At 61.1% G+C, this 12,192-nt stretch carries 10 protein-coding genes and 1 pseudogene; 7 read left to right on the forward strand and 4 right to left on the reverse strand.

The genetic code is table 11. The features are described 5' to 3' along the window. Complete coding sequence (locus PcP3B5_RS12565; RefSeq protein WP_061561417.1) at positions 1 to 729, forward strand: hypothetical protein; 729 nt, start codon at positions 1 to 3, stop codon at positions 727 to 729. A gap of 465 nt (positions 730 to 1,194) precedes the next feature. Then, positions 1,195 to 1,746 carry a sulfatase-like hydrolase/transferase gene (locus tag PcP3B5_RS32140; RefSeq protein ID WP_237143088.1) on the forward strand — a complete coding sequence of 184 codons (552 nt, stop codon included), beginning with the start codon at positions 1,195 to 1,197 and terminating at the stop codon, positions 1,744 to 1,746. Positions 1,747 to 1,976: 230 nt separating this feature from the next. Here PcP3B5_RS32140 and PcP3B5_RS31405 read toward each other — a convergent pair whose 3' ends face one another. Next, positions 1,977 to 2,342, reverse strand: coding sequence for a hypothetical protein (locus tag PcP3B5_RS31405; protein ID WP_145923894.1), 366 nt, complete (start codon positions 2,340 to 2,342; stop codon positions 1,977 to 1,979). A 29-nt stretch (positions 2,343 to 2,371) separates the two neighbouring features. On the opposite strand from PcP3B5_RS31405, the gene PcP3B5_RS12575 reads away from it, so the two are divergent. The 4 genes and pseudogenes from PcP3B5_RS12575 to PcP3B5_RS32550 all read left to right on the forward strand — a co-directional run bounded on the left by PcP3B5_RS12575 (position 2,372) and on the right by PcP3B5_RS32550 (position 6,641). After that, a complete protein-coding gene (locus PcP3B5_RS12575) occupies positions 2,372 to 3,217 on the forward strand; it encodes an alpha/beta fold hydrolase (protein ID WP_061561419.1) in 846 nt (281 codons plus the stop codon). Positions 3,218 to 3,370: 153 nt separating this feature from the next. Next, positions 3,371 to 4,576, forward strand: a complete 1,206-nt coding sequence (locus tag PcP3B5_RS12580; RefSeq protein WP_061561420.1) for a multidrug effflux MFS transporter — start codon at positions 3,371 to 3,373, stop codon at positions 4,574 to 4,576. A gap of 907 nt (positions 4,577 to 5,483) precedes the next feature. Next, a pseudogene (locus tag PcP3B5_RS32545) lies at positions 5,484 to 5,726 on the forward strand (methyl-accepting chemotaxis protein); the annotation flags it as partial. A 66-nt stretch (positions 5,727 to 5,792) separates the two neighbouring features. Further along, a complete protein-coding gene (locus PcP3B5_RS32550; RefSeq protein ID WP_420820167.1) occupies positions 5,793 to 6,641 on the forward strand; it encodes a methyl-accepting chemotaxis protein in 849 nt (282 codons plus the stop codon). Between the two features lie 632 nt (positions 6,642 to 7,273). On the opposite strand, the gene mobH is transcribed toward PcP3B5_RS32550, so the two are convergent. Further along, positions 7,274 to 9,088, reverse strand: a complete 1,815-nt coding sequence (mobH, locus tag PcP3B5_RS12590) for a MobH family relaxase (RefSeq protein WP_061561422.1) — start codon at positions 9,086 to 9,088, stop codon at positions 7,274 to 7,276. A gap of 208 nt (positions 9,089 to 9,296) precedes the next feature. Continuing rightward, positions 9,297 to 9,764 carry a hypothetical protein gene (locus tag PcP3B5_RS30620; protein WP_082816300.1) on the reverse strand — a complete coding sequence of 156 codons (468 nt, stop codon included), beginning with the start codon at positions 9,762 to 9,764 and terminating at the stop codon, positions 9,297 to 9,299. A 511-nt stretch (positions 9,765 to 10,275) separates the two neighbouring features. Between PcP3B5_RS30620 and PcP3B5_RS30625 the strand changes: the two genes are divergently transcribed. Then, complete coding sequence (locus PcP3B5_RS30625) at positions 10,276 to 10,653, forward strand: DUF3742 family protein (RefSeq protein ID WP_082816301.1); 378 nt, start codon at positions 10,276 to 10,278, stop codon at positions 10,651 to 10,653. 17 nt (positions 10,654 to 10,670) lie between these two features. Here PcP3B5_RS30625 and PcP3B5_RS12595 read toward each other — a convergent pair whose 3' ends face one another. Next, complete coding sequence (locus PcP3B5_RS12595; RefSeq protein WP_061561423.1) at positions 10,671 to 12,185, reverse strand: conjugal transfer protein TraG N-terminal domain-containing protein; 1,515 nt, start codon at positions 12,183 to 12,185, stop codon at positions 10,671 to 10,673. Positions 12,186 to 12,192 lie beyond the last annotated feature (7 nt).

Here is a 12,192-nt window from a genome sequence, read left to right on the forward strand (position 1 = left end):
ATGCCCTGGCGCCTGTCGCTGATCCTGCTGTGCCTGTTGCCGGCTCTGGCCTGCGCCGATCTGTCTGCACGTCGCCTGCAGGACATCCGTCTGCAGGCGTTTGGCTTGTGCAGCAACCTGCTGGCGTTCTACAACCCCAATCAGCAGGCGGCCGATCCCCGGTATGCCGAGCGTTATCGTCAGGACCTGCTGACGCTGCGCGGCTTGCTGGCGGGGCAGGGGGCGGCCTCGCTGGAGCTGGCGGTGGCGGTGGCCGAGATGGGCAAGCAGATCGACGGCCTGGAAGCCGTGCCGGCCGGGCAAGACGAACTCTATCCCGGCTGGATCATTCCGTTGCTGAAAGCTCATGCCCGTCTGGATCGTGAGGCGGCCGAAGCATACGCCGCGTCGCCGCCTGGCGATGAGCGCCTGCTGACTCTACATCGCCTGAGCCTCGATATCGAACGCCTGCTGCTGCTCTACCAGACCCGCGCCTTCAGCATGCTCGGCATGTACGTGATGGTGGTGGACGATGACACCGTGCCGCAGTTGGATGCCGGGATTCTCCAGGGCTTCGCTGACCTGACGGTGCAATGGCCTGAGCATTCCGCCGAACTGGAAGCCCTCAAGCACAACTACGACTTCATTCGGCCGCGCCTGCTGCAGCATTCGCGGAACTGGGTACCAGGCAGCGCCGCCTATTACCTGGGGCGGATCACCAGCCGCCTGGCGCAGTTCGACACCGAATAGTCTCATGCCGAGCGGGCGGCAGAGCAGCACACGCCGGCAATAACAAGAGAGGACATCCATGAAACTGTGGATCGCTGGTGCTGCTGGCTGGCTTATTGCCTGCTGCCGTGAGTGCGGCATCTACCCAACCGAACATCCTGGTGATCCTCACTGACGACCTCGGTTTCTCCGACATCGTCAGCTCTGGCGGCGAGATCCGTACCCCAGCCTCGACCTGCTCACCCATGACGGCGTGCGGCTGAGCAGCTTCTATGCCGCTGCGGCCTGTTCGCCCACGTGCTCGATGCTGATGTCACCTGATCGGCCTCGGCGCCATGGCCGAAGTGCTACCGTTCTCGCCGTGCTTGCAGGGTGAGCCCGGTTACGCGAGCTATCTGAACGGTCGCGGGTAGCCCATCGCCAGCCTGCTGCGCGACGGTGGCTACGTCCCCTACATGGCCGGCAAAAGGCACCTCGGCAAGGCCGATGGCCGGAGCCCTGACGCCTGGGGCTTCGACCGCTCGCCTGATCGATTACCTCAAGCTGCGAGGCGAATATGACAACACCCTGATCGTCTTCCTTTCCGACAACGGCGCGGCGGGCGAGGACCACACCCAGAGCTATTCGCCGGGCGACGCACACACCGACAACTCGCTGGCCAATCTCGGCTGCAAGGGCTTCAACGTCAGCTACGGTTATCACTGGGCAGAGGTCAGCTCGACGCTGCTCAGCCTGGTCAAGGGCACCAGTGCCGAGGGTGGCATATCTGTCCCGGTCATCGTCGACTTGCCGGCCGCGCTGGGTGGTGCTCGCGGCAAGGTGCTGCACGGCTACGACTTGGCGCCGACCTTCCTGGCCGCTGCCGGTGGCCGACGCCGAGTGCCAGTCAATCACTGGGCAGTCGCTGCTGCCATTACTGCACGGGCAGGAATCGGGCCGTGCGCCGCAGGTTGGCGGCGAGCTGTTCGGTCAGCCCTACGTCCACGAGGGAAACTGGAGGCAGGTCTCCGCCTACGTCCCGGACGACCGCCCACCTAAGCCTGACGTTCCGTACCACTGGCGCTTTTACGACCTCACCAGCGATCGTGGCGAGACCCGCGACCGCAGCGCCGAGCAGCCACAGCGAGTGGCCGCGCTGAAGGCTGCCTGGCGACGCTACGTCGAGTGGGCCAACGTTATCGATCCACCCGCGCAACCCTGATCTCGATTGCTCCCCCGGGCGCCGATTCCGGTGCCTTTTTTACCCGCACCACGGCACTTCATGTTTTTCATACGGAATTTTCCGCAGCCTTCGCAAAGTTCTTAAACCACAGCCGCTGGCGCGCAGTTTGTTGCTCATCGGGTAGGGCGGTTTTAGGTCTGTAAGCTACTGAAAATAAATACTTTTGAAGATTGTCTGGATTGTTTTTCCGCGGCTGGCACAGGCGTTGCTCAAGGGAGGTAAAGCAGTGCCCGCGCCAGCCGGCGCACTTGGTGGATTCGTTCGCCACCCATAACAAGATCCGGGAAATGCCTGTGCACCAGATGCCTATGCCCCGCGCAGCCGCCTGCGCCACTCCGCCGCTTTCTCCATTCGCGCGAATACCCAACCCGCATCCCTGATCGCCGACCTGTTCGTAGGCCGGTGTTTCCATCCGTCCACTCCCTAACCAGGACTATCCCCATGAGCAGATTTACCGAAGCCTCCACCAGCCGTTTCATCCAGACCCCGGAATGGCGCCTCCACTACAACGACGCCGGCGAAGGCGAAGTCGTTATCATGATCCACGGTTCCGGCGCCGGTGCCACCGGCTGGGCGAACTTCCACCGCAACGTCGACGCTTTCGTCGATGCCGGCTACCGCGTGCTGCTGATCGACTGCCCGGGCTTCGGCAAATCCGATCCGCTGGTCACCGCCGAGCCGCGCTTCGTGGTCAATGCCCGCGCGGTCAAGGCGCTGATGGATGCGCTGGACATCGACAAGGCTCACCTGGTCGGCAATTCCATGGGCGGCGGCAGCTCCCTCGGCTTTGCGGTCGCCAATCCCGAGCGCCTGGACAAGATGATCCTCATGGGCTCCGGCGGCGTCGGCCGCACCAGCCTGTTCACCCCGCTGCCGATGGAAGGCATCAAGCTGCTGTTCGGCGTTTACCGGGAGCCGACCATGGAGAACCTGAAGAAGATGCTCGATGTCTTCGTCTACGACTCCAGCGCGCTCACCGAGGAACTGATCGGCCTACGCCACAAGAGCATCCTCTCTAACCCGCAGCACTTGGAAAACTTCCTCAAGAGCGTCGAGTTGAGCAAGTTCCAGATGGGCGATTTCACCGCCGACCTGCCGAACATTCAGGCGCAGACCCTGATCACCTGGGGCCGCGACGACCGCTTCGTGCCAATCGACTGGAGTCTGAAGCTGCTCAACGGCATCCCCCACTCGCGTCTGCATGTGTTCAGCCAGTGCGGCCACTGGGCCCAGTGGGAGCACGCCGAGCCGTTCAACCGTCTGGTGATCGACTTCCTCAAGCACTGACGCCATGACGTCCGCCCGGCACGGCCCGACCGGCCTGCCGGGCACGTTGGTCTTCACGGCCAGTGGGGACACGCGGACCCACGAGGACCACGTCGTCCTGCTTCCGAATCGTTTGCGCGCGGCTGCGGTCTGGCCGCGCTTCGAGGTATCCCCATGAGTCTGCCTCTGCGCACCGGCTGGCTGGTTCTGCTCGGTGCCCTGACCGCTATCGCACCGATGTCCACCGACATGTACCTGCCGGCGTTCCCGGCCATCACCGCTGCACTGCAGTTGTCGGCAGGAGGTGTGGAACTGAGTTTCTCCGGCTACTTCGTCGGCGTGTTGTTCGGCATCCTCTGCTACGGCCCGCTCAGCGACCGTTACGGTCGCAAGCCGCCGCTGTTTTTCGGCCTGGTGCTCTACAGCCTGGCCTCGCTGGCAATTACCCAGGTGGATAGCCTTGCCAGCCTGGTGGGCTGGCGTTTTCTTCAGGGGCTCGGCGGTTGCGCTGGCACCGTGCTGACCACCGCCATCGTTCGTGATCGCTGTGCGCCGCAGGACACCGCGCGGGTGCTGTCGAAGATCATGCTGGTGATGGGGCTGGCACCAATTCTCGCACCGCTGGCCGGCGGCGTGCTGCTGACATTGTGGGGCTGGCAGTCGATCTTTCTGGTGCTGGCGGCCTTTGGCCTCGGCTGCCTACTGGCGGTCTACGCACTGCTCGACGAAACCCTCGCGCCGGTGCACGTCCAGCCGCTGCATCCGGTACAGATACTGCGACGCTACGGGCGGCTGCTTACCAACCGCACCTTCGTCGGCTACCTGCTCAGCCAAGCGTTCGCCGCGGGGGCGATGTTCGCCTACATCGCCGGCTCGCCGTTCGTGCTGCTCGATCTGCACGGTATCTCCCCGTCCCACTATGGGATGTTCTTTGGCCTCAACGGCATTGGCCTGCTACTTGCCAGTCAGCTCAACCGGCATCTACTACGTCATTACAGCGCCAGCCTGCTGCTGTCGCGTGCCCTGTGGGCACCGTTGTCGGCTGGCTTATTGTTGCTGGCTGCCGAACTGGTGGGCCTGCGATCTTTGCCGCTATTGATGCTGGCGTTCTTCGGATTGGTCTCAAGCATCGGCCTGATCAACCCCAACGCCAGTGCTATGGCCATGGCAGGGCAGGCCGATCAGGCGGGCAGCGCGGCGGCACTGCTTGGTGCTACCACCTTTGGCATGGGTATGCTCGGTGGTGCCTTCATCGGTTTTGTCCACGATGGCAGCGGCTTGCCGCTGGCGCTGGCGATTGCTGGACTGGGCGGTGCGGCCTGGCTGGCTAACCGGCTGCTGCTGGGCGCGCGTCCGACAGCCTGTGAGCAGACGGCATGAACCTCAGTTTTAGCTTGGGCCTGGCCAGTTTCGTCCACGACATGCGCTCCAGCAGCCTGCCAATGACCCGACATAGCCGTCGAGCTGATTTCGATGGAGGACTGATGACATGCATGGGCTCGTGAGATGGCTGGCCGACCTTGCAGTCGGCCGCAAGCTGCTGCTCGGATTTGGCCTGGTCGGTGCTCTGTCGCTGGTGGCCATTGGGCTTGCCTTTCAGGCTGTCGATGTACTCGTTGCCGGTAATCGCCAGAGCCAGGTAATCGCTGACATCAATCTGTCGCTTGGCAACGCCCGGCAGGCCGAGAAAGACTACGAGCGGGTACCGACTTCGGCGAGCGCTGAACGTTTGCGCAAGGCCGTCGACGTACTCTGCGAGCGGGTCAGCGGGCTGGAGGAGAGTGCTGATGCCGTCACCCTGGCCGCGCTGCGCGAGATCGACCAGGGGAGCCGTGACTACCTCGCGCGTTTCGAACAGGTGGTGCTGCAGAATGGTGCTGCTGCACAGGCGCTGACCGACATGCAGGCGCAAGCCGAGGACGCGCGCCTCCAGTTCGAGTTCGTCGAGCGCGATATGCTTGATGCCCTGCGCGTGGCGCTTGACAACCAATCAGCGATAAGCGGCGACACCCTGACCTTCGCCGATAACGCCGCCTCGCTGTTGCGTCTGCTGCTTGCCGTGCGCAACCGCGAGTACGCCTTCGTGCAGGGCGGTGGTGAGGTACCGCTACGCGAGTGGGGCGAGCTCATGAAGACCGCAGAGGGGGTAGTGGCCAGCCTGCTGGCGAGCATCGGCGAGGAGCATCGCGATATCCTGCAGGCCGCCCAGCAGGCGCTTGGTGCCTATCGCCACGCCTTTGAGCACTATCGCGAGAGCAGACTGGCTAGCCAGCGCGACAGCGAACAGATGAGCACGTTGGCTGCGCGAGTGTCGGCGCTAGCCGACCAGACCCGTGACGACCACTTGCAACGCCTGGAGGCACAGCGGACGAACATCCTGCGGTTGCTGGCGATTAGTGCATTGGTGATCGTCGGGCTCGCCGGGTTGGCCAGTTTGGTGATTCGCCGTTTATTGTTGCCGCCGTTGCAGCGCACGCTGGAGCAGGCGCAGAGGATCGCCGCCGGCGACCTCAGCGGCGATCTTGACGAGCAGCGCCGCGACGAACTAGGCCAGCTCTGCACGGCGATGCGGCAGATGACCTGCAACCTACGTGACATGTTGGCGCGGGTCGGTACCGGCATCGATCAGTTGCATGGCGCTGCAGAACAGCTCAGCTACAGCAGTCGCCTGAGCGATGAGGGCGCCCGTGCCCAGCAGCGCGAGACCGAGCAGGCCGCGGCAGCGACCCAGCAGCTCGCTAGTGCCGCCGAGGAGGTATCGCGCAACGCCGCCCAGGCCGCCGAAGCTGCCGAGCAGGCCAGCCGCAGCGCAAGTGCGGGCGATCAGGTCGTCAGCCATAGTGCCGGACAGATCGGTCGTCTGGCGGCCGACATCGACCAATCGATGGACACCATCCGCTTACTGCATCAGGGCAGTGAGCGTATCGGCGGAGTGCTTGACGTGATCAAGGCAGTCGCTGAGCAGACCAACCTGCTGGCGCTCAACGCCGCTATCGAAGCGGCTCGCGCTGGTGAGCAGGGACGCGGTTTCGCCGTAGTCGCCGACGAGGTACGCGCGCTGGCCCGGCGTACCCAGCAGTCGACCGCCGAGATCGAAAGCCTGATCGCCGAACTGCAGGCGCTCTCCGTGCGCGCGGTACAGCAGATGGCCGGCAGTGCGCAGCTTAGCCGTGAGGCGGTGGAGTTCGGCGAGCAAGCGCGTCAGGCGCTGACCCTGATCACAGGGGCAGTCGGCAGCATTGAGCAGTTCAATCAGCAGATCGCCGCCTCGGCGGTACAGCAGAGTGCTGTGGCCGAGGAAATTAGCCGCAACGTGGAACAGGTTCGCGAGGTGGCCCAACAGGGGGTGGTTACCAATGCACGGATGGCTGCCGCCAGTGGCGAACTGGCGCGACTTGGCACAGAGCTTCAGCAACTGGCGCAGGAGTTCCGCCTTCATCCGTAGAGGTTGTTCGCTAGGGCAATCTATCCGTAAGTTTGGTAACGGAGTGGAAAGTCTCCAGTCCTATCGAAGTATACTCCAGCCTTCTTTTTAGCGAAGGTAGGCGTGGTTGTGATTGGCTGCTTCCAATAGCAGAGCTCCCAACGTGTTCTCAACCAACACCAATATAGCGAACGAGTCTGTGTGCTGTTCAGAGTTTCAGCATGCTTGTACACATGTCGATAACTCTGTCAGAGCGTTGGATGTCTGGTCTGTGGGGAAATGCAGATGAAGCTATGGGCTAGGTAAGAACTTGGTGGTCGTAAGGCAACCCTATCCAGGGTTCTTCATCTTGCTTTGAGACTCAATGGAAAGCAGCATCCCCTCCAATCGCTTCTTTCGTCTCTATTTGCTCCATGGCCCCGTTGGCTCTAGTTGTCATGGCTGGTTGCAGCATGAACCGAGCGTTTCTTCTCCCCTTCCAATAAGTATTTTAAAGGCTCTTCGGGGCCTTTTGTTCCATTCCTACCCTAAACCAGTATCGAGATTAAAGTCCACGGTAATCCTTGGATATTTTGCAATGGCAAGGGGTGGCAGTAGTTGCCAGGTAGGGGATCGGGAAAATGTTGCAAACACTGTACGAGCTCTTTATTTTGTTATTCATTGAGAAGCTGTAAATACGGATTGTTGAGCGGTACCTTTCCAAATACGTGCTGTGGATCTGCCAGTAGGTAGCCATGTAACTGCCGTGACTTGCGGGGACCCGTTACTTCGCAGGTCCAGATATTTCGACCGTTGTCCTGCTTACGGTGCAGTTGCAGTTTCTCGAAGCGCTTCTGCACCCACTGCCAATCAGCGAGCTGATCCTGCTTCGCGAGTACGTCAGTATGCGGATGCTCTTGCGCGTAGCGCTGGAACACGCCTGGGCTGACCAGAAACGCGGTGCTGTCCACGGTATGCACCAGAGCCCGGGAGTCGTTGATGATGAGCTTGTGGTTCTGGATGCGTTGCCGCAGCCAAGTCATGAAGTGTTCGCCTGATGGAGGCGCCGGCGGGGTTCCGTTGTCCGCAATGGGTGGAAAGGCGGGGGCAGGTGGTGGCGCTGAATCGCTCTGCGGGGAATAGGTGAGCAACTCATCGGTAAAGGTTGTCGAGGACAGTGCGACTTCCAACTCGTATGGAGCCGGTTCGGAATCAGAGGTGCCCAGCAAGGCTAGCAGGGCATCAACATTATCTACACCGGGTGCTGCAGGTGGTGTTGATATGACAGTAGTCGCCGGTGTGATGCCGCTAGTATCGGTTGATGGTGTCGCCGAGGCGTCGTTGGTCTCCAGTTCCACCACGACGGTACCGGCGAATGGCGCTGGTCGATCACCTTCCCAGATCAGGGCGGGAGGCAGCCGCAAGAGTGTGAACGTATGCGACCAGCCTGCGTCGCTGGTAACGGTCGCTCGCCAGATCGCTTTGCCTTGTGGGCTGGGCTGGAGCACGCCGTGATCTTGCAACACGTTGAACACGGCGGTGTTGTTCGCCGGAATGCCGTCGATACCCTGGGCTAACAGGTGGGCACGCAGCTTGTCTGAGACGGTCTTGCTCACCAACCACAGGGCATCTTGCGTTAGCCAACCATCCGAAGCCTGTGGTTGGTTGAGCTTCAGCTCCTCTTTTACCAAGTAGCGCAGGCCCTCCAGCAACTTGCGTTGTAATGCATGCTTTGGAGCTGCCAATGCGCGTGCCGGATCTCCGCCCAGTGCTTGGGATACCGAGGCACGATCAGCCTGCATGACCAACTCACCGAGCGTTCCAGCATGTTCATATTGGCCGGCCAGCACATACAGCAGGGCGGACCATGGCATGGGGTAGGTACTGATCCAGTCGAGCATCTCGTGGCCAAGCACCTGTCGATACAGCAGGCTGGTTGCGGCGCTGTGCAGGCGATACTCGCGATCAGTGCGATAGCGGAAGCGATAGGGCTTCTCCAGAGGTCCGTACCACGGATGCCAGCGGGTACCGTCGGCATATTCGATCTGCAGGTCGACCGCGATCTTGCCGAGGTCATGTAGCAAGGCGGCATAGGCTACTGCGGCGGTCCAGGCCTCTGCCTGCACAACCTGATCCTCGGGGGTGGTGCCAGTAGGTAGCAGATACGACTGCCGCAGCTTGAGGGCGTAGGCCACGATCTCCAGGCCATGGTCCAGCATGCCTCCTGGGTAGGCATGATGGTGGCTTTCGGAGGCGGGAAATTGCTGGACTAGTTCGGCATAGCGTTCCAGTGGCGCACGGTACAGGCTGGCGAACTGCTTGCGAGAGAGCGAGGTGCGTTGCCAGATGTGTTCCAGCAGGAGCTGTCGACGTGGCGTAGCCAGCAGGATGGAGGCAGGTTCCGGGCGTAGCCAGCCCCCCATGGTGGCGCTGTTCTCCAGGAGGCTTTCTGCGGGCGAGGGGCGTTTCCAATGTAAGAGCGCGAGCATCGAAGACACCTGGTGGTGGGGGAGCCTTTTCCTTTTCCGGGTAGGCCCATTTCCCTTGAGCTCCATTCCCTTGGCCGTTATGACCTTTTGCGGTGATGTGCCCTTTCATCGTGAGGCATGAGGCATGTCTGCTTGGTGGAACAAGCCGGAAATCAAATGGCCTTCTTTATGAAAGAGCCGTGCGGTGCACGGCTCAGGTACTCAGGTTTCAATGGATGTTGAATCCGCCGCACTCTCGCAGGAATGCCTCGAACTCTCGTACGTTCTCGGTCGAGAAGGGATAGTGCTTCTCGAAGCTCGGAGTGTGGCCGGTGCCGTTGCATCCATTGCATGGGTGCGTCCCTGCGCCGATCGCAGGCGGTGCTGCTCGCTTTCCTGTTGCGCCACAGACGGTGCAAGGCTCATCAGGTAGCGATTCGAGATAGGCTGCGTAGCGCTGTGCATACTGCTCCGTCTCGCCAGATGCTAGAGCGCTGGCCAGACGATCAGCCAGCTTGAGTGCAGCGTGGTTGCTGAGTCCCCAACCATCATTGGAATGACCCAGGTTGTCGCTAGGGATGATGTCGGGAGCGAGTCGCTCGCAGTAGTCCCATAAGGGATGCCACCACCATACGTTGTTGCGGAAATACTTGCCGCGTTCGGAGGTAGGGGATTTGCCGAAAACATCCATACCCATGGTCAGTACTCCTGGAACAGGAGCAGCCGTCTAGAGGACAACCCTCGGGAAGGAAGTGAGGAGGACGGATGCTCTGGGATAGAAGAACAGGGCATCCGGGCGGAGGGGCACGAATGCCCCACCGGGGGAGAACAGCGGTTCCGGGAGCCTGCTGAGGTCAATCAGCGGGCTGCAGCGTTGCCAGGTGGCACCGGAAGAAGCTGCTATGGGGTATCGCCTGGTAGGCGATGCAGTGTCCGCAGACTGCGAACCAGTTGCAGGACCATCGAAGCACGAACAGGAGAGGCCAAGGCCAGCCAATCCGGCACAACGTCGCCCGGATTATCCGTGGGTTGTTGGAATTGTTCAGCGATATACCGGCTATCAGGTGCGATGCACCTTGCTGAGCTTTTGGCGTTTCATATCAGTGAATGGGGTCGCAACACTTTGTCGTTGCACCGACGCGTGGGCTTCAATTGCGAAGCAGGAGATTTTCGAAGAGCACAGACAGAGCAACCATGAGGTAGTGACCATGAAACCTTCGGCATCGATCTCTTTGGCGGAACGGCTGGGTCAGACGCTAGGTCGAGTATGTTGCGGATACGTCCGCCAGGAGCGGAAGGTGAATGGCTGGTTGGTCGGGCAGGGGATTCCTGCAGATGGTGCTACGGTGGTGCTCTGGGGTATCAAGCTGGTGGTGCTTGGCGTGCTTCTTTACAGCGCTTTTTGGTTGGCGCTTCTACTTGTGGTTCTACTGACAGCTAGCCTTGCTTTCCCACAAAGTAAGTCGCAAGAAAATATCTGGCCGCCCAATGATGAAATACGCCATGGTGAGGCGGGCTTTGGTCTGTATTCCTCCGGTGGGCACCGGCTTGATCCTCACGAGCCTAATGATCCCTACGACGACTGATTTCGTAGCGCACTAACCTACATGACCTTACCCGATACTTTGCTCACGCCTGCCCCTGTGCTGTCTCTGACATCCTTGGAACCGACCGCGATATTCTGAGCAATCACACCTGCATGTATGCCGACCCAGCCCAAGGCGGCGACCCAGAATGTGGGTAATACGATAAACATCGTCGCCATCACGAAGCTGATCAGCAGATCGCCGAAGGCATTGTTCAGCCCAATCATCGGATCGAAGTTCGTGTGCGGGCGATTCCACCCCCAGCCTGCTCCATAGAGCGCGTCCAGGATCGTCGAGTCGATCCAGCGCGCGAGCTGGAACCAGAAGTCGACGAAGAACAGCGCGAATTGCACCACGCTGACGGTGATCACTGTCTTGAGGTCGTAGGTACCGATCACCAGCACGAGCGGAATGCAGATCACCACCGCCATCTTGAGCAACGCCAGAACCATCGGCAGTGCCTGGCGCATGGCATCCATCGCGGGGAAGAAGGCCACGGAGCCTACTGCCAGACCCACATCGCTGGCGGCACGCGCGGCTACGTTCGGCACAGTCATACTGACCTGGCCACCGTAGTCACTGTAGACCGCACCTTGGTTGAGCTTCTGTTGCTGAGGCGAGGCGATGGCTCGGATTACTGAGTCGTCCACCTGATCCTGGGAGAGGAAGCCTGCCCAGTTGGCGATCCTGGTCAGCAGACTGGGGTCGACCTGGCTGAGCAGCCGCGCACGCAGGCCGTTGCTATCCGACCACCACTGCTGGCAAGTGGGATAGCCAGCACCGCTGGGGACCTCGGCGAGCCCTGCGTCGCGGTTGCTGTCATAGGCCCAACCCTCGCGGGGCGTACTGGAGTGGTAGGTGTCGTAGTAGCCGCTGTGGTCGAGGAAGAAGCGCGAGCCAATCCAGGTCACATCGTACATCTGCTCCTCAGTCATCTCGGGGCGGTTCATGAAGAACTTGGCGCGCGCTGGCCCGTAACAGTCGTGTGTGAAATCGCTGACCTCCTGGGCCAGCAGCGGATCGTTGATACGGGTGGCATCGATATCCATGCGGATCTGGCGCAGATCCGTGCCGCAGGGGATGGCCGCCACCGAGGCGCCGGTGATCGCGCGGGAGAGGGCATGCATGAAGAACCACCATACTGGCACCTTCGCCGACTGGTTGTTGAGCGTGCTGAAGGACTGCGACCAACCGGTTTCGGCAGGTTGAGGGGCATTCACCTGGCACTGGGTGGAGCGGGATTGATCGAACTGCAACGTGTTGAAGTCCACGTCGATGAACGGGATGCCGGCGAACATGATGACGACGATCGCCACGAAAACGCGGTTCTCGATGCGGCTGGCTGACAGCGCGCCTTTGTTGCCCTCGTCGGCGCCTTCGGCACGGGCGCGGAGCCACTCCTGGAGGATGATCGCCAGGAATGGCAGGGCGAAAGCGCCACTAGCCGTCAGCACTGACCAGATGCCGTTATGGATGATCCAGCTCACTAGCGTCAGGTAATACTCCAGGTAGTCGGTGGTGTAGAGCGTCATCGTCAGC

This window comes from Pseudomonas citronellolis (assembly GCF_001586155.1).
In the GTDB taxonomy this organism is placed as follows: Bacteria; Pseudomonadota; Gammaproteobacteria; order Pseudomonadales; family Pseudomonadaceae; genus Pseudomonas; species Pseudomonas citronellolis.